The organism is Phormidesmis priestleyi ULC007, from assembly GCF_001895925.1.
Classification (GTDB): Bacteria; Cyanobacteriota; Cyanobacteriia; order Leptolyngbyales; family Leptolyngbyaceae; genus Phormidesmis_A; species Phormidesmis_A priestleyi_A.
In genome coordinates this window covers 199,647-212,570 of sequence record NZ_MPPI01000003.1, presented here as the reverse complement: position 1 = coordinate 212,570, position 12,924 = coordinate 199,647, and the positions used below count along the sequence as shown (strand labels likewise).

Genomic DNA, 12,924 nt, shown 5'->3' with positions numbered 1-12,924 from the left:
CGTGATCCGTCAGTTCATCTTGGAAAACCTCTCCCAATCGACGGTGGCTTGACTTCAGACCTTGCTACTTTTGTCAATGCGTAAGTCCTATCGAATTACAATCTAACCACCCCTCTGCCTCTCTTTCTGCAATTTTCAGCATAATCCTGGCAGTTTCATCATCGGCTTCTCTCCAATGTTGCGATGCGAGTAAGTCACTTAGATGGTTGTAATCGGAAGCTAGCTTAAACATAAGTAAACAAATAGCTCAGTTTTCAATTTACGAAACCCAGAGAGTTTGTCATGGTAATCGTCTATCAGATCTAACTTAGATCTTGCACCTCTGTCAACAACCGCCCAAAACTGAAGTTCCTGGCTCATCGCTTAAACCCATTGAAACGGGTTGAAACTTTGGCTCAGTCCTCTTCAGAGGACTTTTGCGACTAGCCCGAATTTTAATTCAGGGCGGGTGATCGGGAAATCGTTGAGACGGGTGCAAGATCTGAGCTAACCTTTCAAGGTTGTCTCTACCAAAACCTTAGCCGCATAAAACCTAGTTGAGCCGCAACCGCAAGCGGTTCTGCTCACTGACGAAGAATGCAAATTCGGTTGTCGGCTCCAACGCTAGTTAGATCGTAGCGTCACGAAGATTTTAGCATACAGTACAAGTGAACTAAATGGCGCTGTCGGTCTAACGTTTGCGGTCAGCGGTTGCCGATCCCCTTGAACTTAGCCCCAGCGGCTTCCCTCAATCCGTTGCACCGCAATTGTTATATGGTGATCGCCTAATTTTCGATGTCACATTGATTTGTGTGCAACAAAGGCAACATGAGCTTGTGGTAACTTGTAATCACCGTAACTCTCCATACTCTCAACAGTAAAACCGACTTGGCTCAACTTCTCAGTAATATCTGCGGCTTTATACAATCCCAAATAATGCAACTCGTCATCCCGCCTATAGTATTCTCCCACTCTGCGTAAAGTGACAATGCGACGGCTTAAGACTAACTTCTCCTGATCCTCCTCCTTTTCAACCAGCACTATCCAATCTTTCCCCTCAGTAAAACTTTTAACTCTGTTGCCTTCTATCACTTGACCGGGTTCTGCAATATCAAAAACAAAAACACCCCCCGGAGCTAATGCGTTGTAAATACGCTCAAGAAGTTGAGTGAGTATTTGATAATTATTATCATCATCAAACAGGTAATTGAGACATTCACCGACTGAGATAACCGCATTACAAGATGGGATATCGACCTTAAATAGTGACTCAACTCGAAACTCAGCACTTGGAACTCTATTTCGAGCGATTGAAATCAGAGACTCAGAAATATCCACCCCGAAAACCTGATAATGCGCTTTCGTGAGTTCTAAAGCTGATAATCCACTTCCACAGCCCAAGTCCACTACTAAACCGTCTCGAATGTTGTTTTGAGCCAAAATTTTGAGTATGCCAGGGGCTGACTTGAGAGCGTAATCACTATGACCAACATCATGAATGTATGCGAGGTCTTCCTTGTACCACTCTTTCATTACTATGCTCCAGCAGATGATCTCGAAAATTATTTACGATCGCATCCCACCACTAGCTGAAGTGTACCGTCTGCACCGAAAACTGAGCCGTATAACGGGTCGGTTCAGCGGCACGGAGCACTCCCAAGATTTTACAGAACATCTATGTGTCCGCTGCAACCGAGTTGTTAGCTTGCGGATATCAAGTATGAGGCGTTCATTTTGACCTTACCCGCATTGTGCATTTGCCAAAACTCAGAGAATGAAATTGATCCATACCTTTCTGCGCCATCGGAACCAAACTGATAATCTGTTGTGAACAGAATTTGACCAACAGGTGAAGCCGCAAGCAACTGTTTAAGCAGGCTTTTTACAAGAGGCAAGTATTCATCCTTGAATTCTACATTATCATCTGAATCATCGCCTTCTCTATACCAATCTCGCTTGAGAAGATTGTAAGCAGTTACGCTCTTCTCATCAAGCAGATGATAGATACAGCCTTGCAACTTATCAAAATCTCCTTGGAACAAAGGCTGTGGGCTGCGATGTGAAGTCAACACCGTCTCTGCCTCAACCCTGAACGGCAAGTGCGAAAAGTCGGTCGGCTCCAGTTGTTGGATGCAGATAATTTCGAGAGAAGGCATTGTGCTTATGATTTTACAAAAATAGCGCAACTCTCCAAGCTGTGCGCCGCAAGCTAACGTTGCTGTTCAGCGGCTGTAAATCGTCTTGGCATCGGCATCAGTGAACCTTGGTAGTCCGCTGCAACAGCGTTGTTCGATTGTGTTTACGAAAGTTTTAACTCAGGTTTGGCAATTCCGCATTACTTTGCTTTATGTCAACAAAGGGAAGGCGATCGCACCAGCAGTCGAAGCCCAATTCTTGACCAGTTCAGCAACTATCGCATTTGTACTGGTTAAGCCGATACCCGCACGTTCCATTCTGCGCCAAGACATTTCTTCCGCAATCTGATTCGTCGAACCGCAGGCATCACACACAACCTTGACGTTGAAACCTTCTTCAAGCGCACTAATTGCAGGCGCAACCATGCAAACGTCGGTTGTTACGCCTGCCATCACAAAATTTTTCTTCCCCGTGTTACGGCAAGCATTCGCAAAATTTTCATCATCCCAAGCGTTGACCACCCCTTGACGCTTAATCCGTGCGGCAAATTCTTCGGGCAAAATCTCTTGTAGTTCGGGCATCAACGGACCTTGAACGTTGACATTCGTTTCTTGACTTGAAGTCAAAACGGTTGGCATTCCTGTGCCTTTGGCGAATTTTGCCAGAATAATCACATTTCGTTGCAAGAGTTCAAGCGGAGTTGTGCTTGCCCAGGTGTTTGTCCCGACCTGATGATCGATCAAAATCATTGCCGTGTCTTCAATGTTGAACGCCTTCATCAGTCAGATCCTTTTAAGAAGTACTTGTATCAGAATTTTAAGCCTTTGTGTGGTCTCTGTCCCAACCAATGACTCAAGCAACCGAACTATTGATTATACGGAAACCTTCCGTATATCTCTCTGGTTTGGGGAGATACCCCGAAACTTTCCGGGTATCTCCCCTCACTTTTCATTGGAGATTCTGATTCTATGAGAGCACACCCGTTACTTTGTTGAAGAATTATAAACTTTTATGGATGAACGTCCCAAGATGCGATCGGAGGTTGTGCGGGACATCATTCAACGCAAACATGACTCGTATCAAACCGAAAAAAGCTAAGTATTAGTGGGTTAAGCGATCGGTTGCTTTTCATCACAAGCGGCATCCACGAGAAATGGGACAAGCAGAAATCAAAGGGTAAGCGCACCTCCTCAAAAATTCAGCATTCCAAAAAACAAAAAACTCTTGTACAATACACCGCAGTGATGAAGTTGTGCCCCGAAGCCTGATCTACGAAATCAGACTCCGAGGACTTCCATCCCTAGTTACTTGCATTAACTCAGGAGGCGTTCATGATTGTACACCGTCGGCTTTGCTATGGGATCTTGAAAGGCTGGAATCAAGATCCTGCATATGTTTTTCATCCCTTTAGAATCTCTGAGAAATCGGCATTCTTGTCCTCTTTGAAGTAACCGAGAGGACAAAATATTATGGGAGTTAGGACGATCGTTCCTGGCTCGATTTCGTTTACCGTTGAGTTGCGTTGCTCAACCGAAAAACGGTATCGAGTCAGTGTGACTTTGGATTTGCAAGAGCGTTACATCTTCCTTTCGTCTGGCATTCTCGTGAATGTCAGCGATCGCATTGAAGAGTTTGTTTCACAACTGAGTGAGATTGCATCCAATCAACTGGCATTGTTCAAGTGGGATGGCACCAGTGATTTGATGACTGAATATCAAATTGTTCGAGTGTTGCCGGGATATCAAGTTGAGCGTTCTTTAGTGAAGTTCAACATTGCGATCGGCAATGGTTCACTCGTTCAAGTGGAGGAGTTACACAACAAAACCACGATCCAACTGTAGGACATTAGGGAGCCGTCGCTAGATTTGGGTAGCGGCTCCCCTAATGATCCCTGTATATTTAGTTTCTCTGCGATCGTGGCAACACCTGTCTTTCTTGCTCTAGCTTGACCTTGAGATTGATCAGTTCGTTGTCTTTGACATTGAGTTTGACGTTGAGTTCTCGAATGCGACGAGAGAGAATGCGGATGATGTTGAGCGCGATTTCAGGCGTTTCGTCGATCGCTTCATAGAGTTGTTGCTGAGTTAAGACCAGACAATCACAGGCTTCTAAAGCGGTCACGGTTGCTGATCGTGGCTCCGCATCAAACAACGACATTTCTCCAAAAAACTCGCCCTTTTTGAGGAGAACTAAATCTTGATCGCCAATATGCACCCGCACCTGTCCTGCTGCCACCACGTAAAGCGATCGTCCTTCTTGCCCTTGTGTGAAAACGACTTCTTTAGGGTTAAAAGTATGTTCCTCCATGATCGAAGCCAGTCTCACCAAAAAGTCATCCCGAAGTTCCTGAAAAATCGGGACTCCTCGAACCAGCAATAATCGATCAAAACTGTTTAACATGGTGGCTTATGGGCGGACTTCTCAGGTGAGAAACTGGTTAAGGACTGGATAGGTTAGAGGTCACTCCCAAATTTTACGGGCTGTTGCTGCGATCGCTACAGGGATCTTAGTTCTCCAGTGTTGGGCATATCGTCTTCTTCGAGCGCAGTGTGGGCAAAAGGAATCTGCTCAAGACCCAAGGTTTCGAGCATTTGCTTAACTTGCACCAAAACGAGCCGATCAGGATCATTTTGCAGCGTGGGCAAAATTCTAGCTAGTGTACTGGGCGAAGCAAGCTGTAGGTAAGATAACACCGCTTCTCTGACAAACCCCCTCGGATGGCTGAGGCTAGACAAAATTTGATCACTGGTCAGCCGACAGCGAGAATGCCGCGCCACGTGAAAACAACACGCCAGTGCCCAATCTGACAAGAAGTGACGCAGATCTAAAAGGTGACGCACCCGATCGTCAGAGTTCATCGGCTCATAGGCAACCAGGCTAGACAAATTTTGCAGTTTTTCGCGATCAAGATTGCGATCGAGCAACGCCAGCAGGGCTTGTTTAGACGGAATATCGAGCGTGTTGTCTAAAATTTCTAACCCTTGCGCTTGATTAGAGAGCGATCCTGACTGCAAGTTAAACGAGGCGACCTGAATCGTTCCTGGATCGTAAAGGAACTTCATCAGCAGAAATAAGCGCTCGATCGCATCGGTAGGCATATCGCGCAAGGCTCGTCGCAGCAAGTCTGCCTCCTGTCCTTGAATTCTCCCTGGAGCAAGATCGACCAGCGCTGCATAGACTTGAGCAATCAACATAATCTCTTGGTCAATGAGCTGCTCGACTCCTCGCCGCCCTAGCCGATCCAAAGCGATATCGATGCCGCGCTCTTGAGGGATTTTGAGCAAAATTCGCAGAATGTTGCGGCGAGTTTCTCCCCAAGAGGTTCTTAAGCGAGAAATCAGCAAATCAATGGCTTCTAAGGTGCCAATTTGCCCGATCGCGCCCCAAGCATAGCCGCGCACCAAATCTGACTGGTGAACATCTTCTGCCAGTCTGACCAACATCGGCAAGGCTTCATTCTCTAATTTTACTAACGCTTTTTGAGCCGCGTCTCGCGTCGATTTATAGCCCAACCCCCGCAGCAGCGCAGGATAGTATTCTTCGAGTCGGGTCGCTCCGATCGCTTCCAACACTGCACATCTGACTTGCAGCGATTTGTCTTGCAAAAGATTGGGAATATAAAGCCGCAGCGCTTGCAGATAGAGGGCTTCACCCAGCGCTCGACAGCCCATCACCCGTTCTTGTCGCCGTTTGTGAGTCAGCATTAATCTGAGAGAATTCGTCGCCTCTGCCTTTTGGGTAGGCGTTCCGCGACGCAGCATCAACGAAGCTGCCGTGCCGCGAATGATCGGATCGACGGTTGGAGGCAGATACGATCGCAGTTGCCGCATATCGGGGTTTGCGTCTGTCAGCCAGACATAGCGCAAGGCAACCGCCATCACTTCGGGAGTCGGCTTCTGATCAATCAACGATCGCACGTCACCTAAATAAGCTGCGTTGGGATAGTTGAGCATCACCTCCAAACTTTTTTGCTGCAAGCTAGGCGAAAGCATATCGAGCAGCGGAGACAGCACTTCGCCGACGTTTCGAGGGTCAATTTGGCTGAGTAGCTCAATGCACGATCGCTTATCAGCTTCGGCTCCAGGCTTCTCTAATGACTCAATCACGGCTCGTTTTAGCTCACGCAGATCGACATCAGAGCCACTAAGTTTTCCGCGCCCCGCATCAAACACGAGCAGATTTAAGTAATCTTTCTTCAATCGTCGAATCGTCCATAGCCAAAATAGCGACAGCACAATCACGACCGCAAAGATGGTGAGGTTTTGTGCTTGAGTGCCAGTGCCCGGTTGAGCGTAGACCATTAACAGCAGCGCCACCCCTGTGCCTCCGGTCGCTAGCGGCTCTGCAACGCCGCGCACTTTTGCTTGCAGACTGCCTCTCAGCATTTCGGGTATCGGCTGAAATAGAACCGGACTCACACTCGCGAATAGAGTGTAGTGCAGCAATTCGTATAAAAACTTACGGATGACCAAGCCCCAGAAGAGCAAAACCCATCCTTGGGTGACAATGCTGCCAATGACGATCGCGATCGTCAACAAAATAAGCACCACAGGCAGCGCCATCAGCGTGTTGAAGACTCCAACCCGCTCAATGACTCGGCTTGAAAACATCCATTGTCCGGCAAGTTCACAGATGCCCAACGTGCCATTCAGCACTGCGAGGAAACTCGCGATTTTATCTCCCTGAGCGGCAAATCCAGGCTGTTGTTCTAGCAGGCTGAGAAACTGAAAATCAACTAATAGCAGCAGCACCTGCGCCATTCCAAAGAAGATAATCAGCAGTCTCACATAGCTCTTCATTTCTCCCCGAACTCGGCTCAAACTGGCATCTGACTGTCGATCTTGACGACGACGATCGGGAAACGACTGCTGATAAGTTTGGCTCAAATAAGCTAGAACCCCTGCACCTAACACCATCATGCCAAACGAGAATAGAATCACCATTGGCAAACCCTGCGATCGCGGCAAGAACGCGAGTACGATCGGCAGCGAGAAGCCACTGATGATATCTGCCAGCAGCACACCGCTACTAATTAATGGATAGGTGCGCTTAATTTCGCGGATATTAAATAACTGGTTTGCCGTGATCGAAGTGTTGATGTCATTGAGGACATAAATCGCCTCCAACCACAGCCGCAGCAGCAGCACAGTCGTTTTAAAAACGGCAACCCCACCGATCACCGCGACTTCTGAAAAGCCGAGTCCGTAATAAAACAGGAGCAGCGGCAGCGCCATCAGCAGCGCGATCAGCACGATCACTCGTCGCAAAGGCAAAAAACGCTGCATCCAGGAGTAGAGAAATCCTAAGCCGACGCTGATCGCCGAACTGGCAATATAAATTTTAGGCAGAGCATCAGCACCATATTGCTCAAGAAACAACCCAACTGCGCTGACTTCTAGCCACAGCAGCCCGATCGAGGTGATCGTGTAAAAGGTAAACATGAGTAGCGTTCGTTTACTTTCTTCGGGTCGGAGATTGATCCCCCGCAGAAGTTTCCGTCCGATCCCATTTTTGGCTGCTGACTGGTCGATCAATTCCATGAAGCGTTGTGTCCCGTACCGTGTTTTCGACGCGTCCCTGTTAAGACTTTACAGACAACCTCAGTATGCGGCGAACCCAGTGTGAGAATTTTGGGAGAATTCTGGAGGTCTTTTAGAGATAGCACCGCAATTTTACGAGGCGATCGCCCCTCATTCCCTAATAAGATTCCCAAATCGAGCCAAATTCTTGCCCCAAACTCGCAGGCAGTCTTTAAAAGTTCACGAATCCTACACGATCGATTCCCGTTGGTTAAAGCTCTATTTTGTCTGATTCAAGCATCTGAGGAACTCAGATTTATTGCGTTCGTCTCGGTGAGGAAATAATCTTGAAAAAATGTTGTCTAGAAGCGTTCTGTTAGCTTTGTTTGCAATTTTCGTGCCGGGGTCTGCAATGGCAAATTGCGTGAATTTTGCAGATGGCACGATCGCGCCAATCAAAGTTAAAAGCTGTCAGGCGATCGACGGAGCAAAGCATCCGAAAGTTCTCAAAAGCGGTGATTTCAACAAGTTCACGAGCCGCCCTTACTGGAACTACAAAGCAGCTTACACAGGTGCATTGGTGACCGACACGGCAGGTCTGACCTGGATGTACACCTCTAGCGCTTCCGATCCCTGTAAAAAATTTACCAAAAGCAAATCTATTCAGATGCGAACCTACGCTACCTGTTGCGATACAGGTTCTTGGGGCAAGTGCGTTTTTGGTGGCAGGTGGCTAGGCGACGTGAAAGGCAAACGGATTGATGCTTTTCAGTAGTTTTCGTAAGCTGATAGGGTTTTTGTGGGAACGATCGCTCCCACAAAAAAGGTATCGGAGTTTTTCACCTCTCCAATACCCTGTTTATGCTCTAAAGATTAGCGAAATTGGCTTACTTCTTAGGAGCCATCAGCATCATCATGTTGCGCCCTTCTTTCTTGGGCGCTTGCTGCACTTCGGCGAGGTCTTGCAGATCAGTTGCCATGCGTTTGAGCAACACTTCTGCCAAATCGCTGTGCTGGATCTCGCGACCCCGGAACATAATCGTTGCTTTTACTTTGTCGCCTGCTTTTAAGAAACGCTCTGCCTGACTGATCCGCACGTTATAGTCGTGTTCCTCAATCTTGTAGCGCATCTTAACTTCTTTGACATCAACGTTGTGCTGCTTTTTCTTGGCTTCTTTCGCCTTTTTCTCTTGCTCAAACTTGTGCTTACCGTAATCTACGATTTTGCACACGGGCGGGTCGGCTTTGTCACTGACCAGAACCAGGTCGAGTTCCTTCTCGTCGGCAAGTTGCATCGCTTCACGAGAAGACATGATTCCTAGCTGGGCACCATCTGAGCCAATCACTCTGACAGTTGGGAAACGAATGCGTTCATTGATGACGGGAATGTCTCGGTTAGGTCTTTTCTCAATCAGTGGAGCCATTAATTATTATTGTGGAGGGTAAGGTTGACAACGAAGAGAAGCGGTCGATCGATAAAATTAGATGAAGTTGGATCGAAGCGGACCGGGTTTAGCTGTCGGTGCAAGAACTAAGGTCAATCGCAGAACGACTGTATCTGCCATTCTACTCACTCTGGTCTAATTTCTCTCTAGTTCTTAACTTAAATTCTAACCGATGGAAGGCAGGAGTGGGGACGGGCAAACCTATCAAGACCAGAAGACAGCAGGCGATCGGCTCTGAGTGCCTGTTAAAACCCATAGAATAAGGTCAGAGACTGGAAACTGAAAATGCTGAGGAAATTGTGACGACCTCTTTACATTGGCGGCAGCGAGTGGGCAGCCAGCGAGACTGGGTTTGGAGAGGGTGGCAAACTCGCTATACCTATATCCGATCGGAACACGCTGAGGAAACCCCGCCGCTAATGTTGCTGCACGGATTTGGGGCCTCGATCGGGCACTGGCGACAAAACCTATCGGTCTTAGGTGAGCATCACACGGTTTATGCTCTCGATATGCTTGGTTTTGGGGCATCTGAAAAAGCGATCGCGCCTTACAATGTCGCGCTCTGGGTTGAGCAGGTTTATGATTTTTGGAAAACGTTTGTGAGAGAGCCGATCGTGTTGATTGGCAACTCGATCGGCTCTTTGGTCTGCATGGCGGCGGCGGCAACCCATCCTGATATGGTGCGGGGTTTGGTAATGCTCAATCTGCCCGACCCGTCGATCGAAGAAGAAATGATCCCTAAGCCGTTGCGCCCGGTGGTGGCGACGATTAAAAGTTGGGTGGCTTCGCCGCTGGTGCTAAATCTGCTGTTTCAGTTTGTGCGAAAGCCGGGAGGCGTGAAACGTTGGGCCTCGATCGCCTACGCGAATTCTGACGCAGTGACGGATGAGTTAGTCGAGATTTTGCTAGGAGCGGCTGAAGATCGGGGATCGGCACGGGCGTTTTGTGCGATCTTTAGAGCGATCGTCGCGCCTAAATTTGGGCCGAGTGTCAAGCAGACGCTGCCTCATCTGCAAGTGCCAATGTTGCTGTTGTGGGGAAAGAACGATCGCATGATCCCGCTCAGTCTGGCGGCTCAGTTTGGTCGTTATAATCCTAATTTGAAGGTCGTAGAAATTGAGAATGCAGGGCACTGCTTGCACGATGAAGCGCCTGAGCAAGTTAACCCAGAAATCTTAAACTGGATTGCATCGTGGTCTGAAAACAGGTCTGAAAAAATTGGCATTGCTGGATAGCGGGATGATTTGGGTAGGGGCATCCCCCCGTGGTTGCCCTCCGTCAGGCACGGGGGCGCTACCCCTATAGCTATTTCATTTCCGCATTCTGCAACGCCTAAAATCTTTTCTGTTGCCCAATAATGTAGGATTGCCAACCTGACTTTTGCCCACCGCACTTGTGAGAATTTAGATGACACTAGACCCTGTAACTGATTCAGAAGCTGCAATTAAAGAAGACATCTTTCGGATTTCTCCCCTGATTCGCATCACGTTGCTGAGTCTTTATGGAGCGCTAACGACTCCGCTGCCGTTTCTCTCGGAGGTGACGAAATCTCCAGTTCCGCCTAATTTGCTGTGGGTGGGCATTGCCTTGGGAGCGATCGGACTCTATGCCGTGTTGTGTGAACGGGTCATTGTGAATGAGCAAGGAATTCAGGTGACTTATCCGCGATGGGTGCCGAAATTTTTTCGTAAGGGGTGGCAGTTGCCTTGGGCAGAAGTTAAAGCGCTGAAGCCACGATCGACAGGTCAGGGCGGACTGGTCTACTATTTTCTCAGCCAGTCAGGGCAGGGCTATCTATTGCCGATGCGCGTCGCTGGATTTGCGCGGCTAGTCCGACGAGTCGAGGCAGAAACCGGACTCGACATGAGAGACGTGAAACCGCTGGCTCAACCTTGGATGTATATCATTCTGTTGGGCTTGACGCTGTTGCTCTTGACGATCGACATCTGGACGATTTGGACAGCAACCACCCTGACCCAATAATTTTTAAGCGAAGGTGGAAGCCATCAGATCAGCCGTCATCTCAAAGTTAGCGGTGACGGTTTGCACGTCGTCGAGATCTTCTAGAGCATCCATGAGTTTGAGGATAGAGCGGGCGCGATCGGGGTGATCGACCTCGATCGTGGTAGTCGGAATCCAGCGCAAGTCAACCAAGCTGACGGTATATTTGTTTTTGAGCGTTTGGCTCAACGCTTCCAGGTTTTCTACTTCGGTCAAAACTTCGGCAACTGTTCCGTCTTCGGTGTCGATTAGCTCGTAGGTTTCGGCACCGCCTTCAAGACAAACGTCTAGAAATTCTTCTTCGTTTACCGCGTCGTCCAGTGTGCGGTTGCGTCCCCGTTTGACTTGTGAAGTTGTCATCACCACTTCAACCAAGCCCTTTTGCTCAAACATCCAGCCGACGCACCCAGATTCGCCTAAGTTGCCGCCGTTTTTGCTAAACGCTTCTCTGAGTGTGGCGGCGGTGCGGTTGCGATTGTCGGTGAGCGCTTCGATTAAGACCGCCACTCCGCCAGAGCCATAACCCTCATAGCGAATGGCTTCTAGCTCAACGTTGTCTGCGCCTCTGCCTGCACCTTTGGCGATCGCTCGATCGATGTTGTCGGCGGGAATGCTAGCGGCTTTGGCTTTCTCGATCGCGGTGCGAAGCTGAAAATTTGCTGCCGGGTCGGGAACGCCACTTCGAGCCGCAACGATGATTTCTCGCGAGATTTTGGTGAAGACTTTGCCTTTGACGGCATCAACTCGTGCTTTTTGGCGCTTAATATTCGCCCACTTACTATGTCCTGCCATATTGGAATGAGAATAGATGCTAACTGTAGATATTTAGGCGTTGCTGAATTGAAGTATGAATCTGTCTATCAAGGCTGAATCCTTTCGCCCCCTAAATCCCCCAAAATTGGGGGGACTTTAAGATTCTGGTTCCCCTCAAACTTGGGGGGCTAGGGGGGCAATTCATATTTGCATTCAGCAACGTCAATATTTAATCTAAGCGATCGCAGAGTTTTTTCAACCTTTGCCGCCTGTGAAGGTGACTCCTTGAATAAAGTAACGGTTAAAAAAGGCGTAGATTGCCAAAGCCGGAAGCGTAAAAATCATTGAAGCTGCCATGATGTAATTCCAGTAGGTGACATATTGCCCTTTAAACGCATTTAGCCCCAAAGGAAGGGTAAACATTTCTGGATTAGACATAACCACTAAGGGCAATAAAAATTCATTCCAAGAACCCATAAAAATAAAAATTGTTTGAGCTGCCAGTGCAGGTTTTGCTAGCGGCATCACGACCTGAAAAAAGGTTTCAAATCGATTTAATCCATCCAGTGCGGCGGCTTCTTCTAACTCTTTGGGAAAGTTGAGAAAAAATTGTCGCATCATAAAGATGAAAGTGGCATTTACGATCGCAGGTGCAATTAGACCTTGATAAGAATTCAGCCAACCTAAAGACTTAAGAATTAAGAATTTGGGCAAGAGAGTGATTTGTCCGGGCACGACTAAGACAGCCAAAACTAGAAAAAACAAAAACTGCTTGCCAGGAAATGTGATTCTAGCGAGCGCGTAGCCTGCCATTGAGTTAAATAGCAAGTTAAAAAGGGTGACTGTTACGGCGATGATGATGCTATTGATTAACCATCTTCCAAATAAAGGTTCTTGTAAAAAGATGGTTTTGTAATTATCTAACGTGAAGGCTTTGGGAATAAAATTTGTCCCTCCTGATGAAATCTCTGGCAATGATTTGAATGAGGCAGACAGTGCCCAAGCAAACGGAATAAACGTAATAAAAGCATAGACAGCAAGCGCTATGTAAAGAAGCCATACCCACGATCGAGCCGATTTTGCAATCATGT

At 47.9% G+C, this 12,924-nt stretch carries 13 protein-coding genes; 4 read left to right on the top strand and 9 right to left on the bottom strand.

Annotation, left to right across the window (positions count from 1 at the left end; all coding sequences use genetic code 11):
• Window positions 1-73: 73 nt before the first annotated feature.
• The 4 genes from BRW63_RS29885 to BRW63_RS04940 form a co-directional block, all read right to left on the bottom strand.
• The gene (locus BRW63_RS29885) at window positions 74-232 is read right to left on the bottom strand and encodes a GUN4 domain-containing protein (RefSeq protein WP_083582704.1); all 159 of its coding nucleotides are present in this window, start codon (window positions 230-232) and stop codon (window positions 74-76) included.
• Between the two features lie 545 nt (window positions 233-777).
• Window positions 778-1,512 (bottom strand): class I SAM-dependent methyltransferase, encoded by a 735-nt coding sequence (locus BRW63_RS04950; protein ID WP_073069804.1) that lies wholly within the window; start codon window positions 1,510-1,512, stop codon window positions 778-780.
• A gap of 167 nt (window positions 1,513-1,679) precedes the next feature.
• Window positions 1,680-2,135 (bottom strand): hypothetical protein, encoded by a 456-nt coding sequence (locus BRW63_RS04945; protein ID WP_073069803.1) that lies wholly within the window; start codon window positions 2,133-2,135, stop codon window positions 1,680-1,682.
• A gap of 189 nt (window positions 2,136-2,324) precedes the next feature.
• Window positions 2,325-2,894, bottom strand: coding sequence for an isochorismatase family protein (locus tag BRW63_RS04940; protein ID WP_073069802.1), 570 nt, complete (start codon window positions 2,892-2,894; stop codon window positions 2,325-2,327).
• Window positions 2,895-3,584: 690 nt separating this feature from the next.
• Between BRW63_RS04940 and BRW63_RS04935 the strand changes: the two genes are divergently transcribed.
• Entirely contained in the window at window positions 3,585-3,956 is a 372-nt protein-coding gene (locus BRW63_RS04935; protein WP_073069801.1) for a hypothetical protein, read from the top strand.
• Window positions 3,957-4,014: 58 nt separating this feature from the next.
• Here the strand turns inward: BRW63_RS04935 and BRW63_RS04930 are convergent, their stop codons facing one another.
• Complete coding sequence (locus tag BRW63_RS04930) at window positions 4,015-4,515, bottom strand: cyclic nucleotide-binding domain-containing protein (protein WP_073069800.1); 501 nt, start codon at window positions 4,513-4,515, stop codon at window positions 4,015-4,017.
• A 95-nt stretch (window positions 4,516-4,610) separates the two neighbouring features.
• Window positions 4,611-7,655 (bottom strand): MFS transporter, encoded by a 3,045-nt coding sequence (locus tag BRW63_RS04925; RefSeq protein ID WP_073069799.1) that lies wholly within the window; start codon window positions 7,653-7,655, stop codon window positions 4,611-4,613.
• A gap of 334 nt (window positions 7,656-7,989) precedes the next feature.
• On the opposite strand from BRW63_RS04925, the gene BRW63_RS04920 reads away from it, so the two are divergent.
• Window positions 7,990-8,409, top strand: coding sequence for a hypothetical protein (locus BRW63_RS04920; protein ID WP_073069798.1), 420 nt, complete (start codon window positions 7,990-7,992; stop codon window positions 8,407-8,409).
• 112 nt (window positions 8,410-8,521) lie between these two features.
• Here BRW63_RS04920 and infC read toward each other — a convergent pair whose 3' ends face one another.
• Window positions 8,522-9,058 (bottom strand): translation initiation factor IF-3, encoded by a 537-nt coding sequence (gene infC / locus BRW63_RS04915; protein ID WP_073069797.1) that lies wholly within the window; start codon window positions 9,056-9,058, stop codon window positions 8,522-8,524.
• A 320-nt stretch (window positions 9,059-9,378) separates the two neighbouring features.
• On the opposite strand from infC, the gene BRW63_RS04910 reads away from it, so the two are divergent.
• Window positions 9,379-10,314 (top strand): alpha/beta fold hydrolase, encoded by a 936-nt coding sequence (locus BRW63_RS04910; protein ID WP_073069796.1) that lies wholly within the window; start codon window positions 9,379-9,381, stop codon window positions 10,312-10,314.
• A 172-nt stretch (window positions 10,315-10,486) separates the two neighbouring features.
• The gene (locus BRW63_RS04905) at window positions 10,487-11,062 is read left to right on the top strand and encodes a hypothetical protein (protein WP_073069795.1); all 576 of its coding nucleotides are present in this window, start codon (window positions 10,487-10,489) and stop codon (window positions 11,060-11,062) included.
• Between the two features lie 3 nt (window positions 11,063-11,065).
• Here the strand turns inward: BRW63_RS04905 and BRW63_RS04900 are convergent, their stop codons facing one another.
• Window positions 11,066-11,872: a YebC/PmpR family DNA-binding transcriptional regulator gene (locus tag BRW63_RS04900; protein WP_073069794.1), complete on the bottom strand. Its 807-nt coding sequence runs from the start codon at window positions 11,870-11,872 to the stop codon at window positions 11,066-11,068.
• A 216-nt stretch (window positions 11,873-12,088) separates the two neighbouring features.
• Window positions 12,089-12,922: a carbohydrate ABC transporter permease gene (locus BRW63_RS04895; protein ID WP_073069793.1), complete on the bottom strand. Its 834-nt coding sequence runs from the start codon at window positions 12,920-12,922 to the stop codon at window positions 12,089-12,091.
• Window positions 12,923-12,924: the final 2 nt, after the last annotated feature.

Bases quoted from the DNA above. Each gene is read 5' to 3' on its own strand.
- BRW63_RS29885 (WP_083582704.1), bottom strand. From the start codon at position 232: ATGTTTAAGCTAGCTTCCGATTACAACCATCTAAGTGACTTACTCGCA.
- BRW63_RS04950 (WP_073069804.1), bottom strand. From the start codon at position 1,512: ATGAAAGAGTGGTACAAGGAAGACCTCGCATACATTCATGATGTTGGT.
- BRW63_RS04945 (WP_073069803.1), bottom strand. From the start codon at position 2,135: ATGCCTTCTCTCGAAATTATCTGCATCCAACAACTGGAGCCGACCGAC.
- BRW63_RS04940 (WP_073069802.1), bottom strand. From the start codon at position 2,894: ATGAAGGCGTTCAACATTGAAGACACGGCAATGATTTTGATCGATCAT.
- BRW63_RS04935 (WP_073069801.1), top strand. From the start codon at position 3,585: ATGGGAGTTAGGACGATCGTTCCTGGCTCGATTTCGTTTACCGTTGAG.
- BRW63_RS04930 (WP_073069800.1), bottom strand. From the start codon at position 4,515: ATGTTAAACAGTTTTGATCGATTATTGCTGGTTCGAGGAGTCCCGATT.
- BRW63_RS04925 (WP_073069799.1), bottom strand. From the start codon at position 7,655: ATGGAATTGATCGACCAGTCAGCAGCCAAAAATGGGATCGGACGGAAA.
- BRW63_RS04920 (WP_073069798.1), top strand. From the start codon at position 7,990: ATGTTGTCTAGAAGCGTTCTGTTAGCTTTGTTTGCAATTTTCGTGCCG.
- infC (WP_073069797.1), bottom strand. From the start codon at position 9,058: ATGGCTCCACTGATTGAGAAAAGACCTAACCGAGACATTCCCGTCATC.
- BRW63_RS04905 (WP_073069795.1), top strand. From the start codon at position 10,487: ATGACACTAGACCCTGTAACTGATTCAGAAGCTGCAATTAAAGAAGAC.
- BRW63_RS04900 (WP_073069794.1), bottom strand. From the start codon at position 11,872: ATGGCAGGACATAGTAAGTGGGCGAATATTAAGCGCCAAAAAGCACGA.
- BRW63_RS04895 (WP_073069793.1), bottom strand. From the start codon at position 12,922: ATGATTGCAAAATCGGCTCGATCGTGGGTATGGCTTCTTTACATAGCG.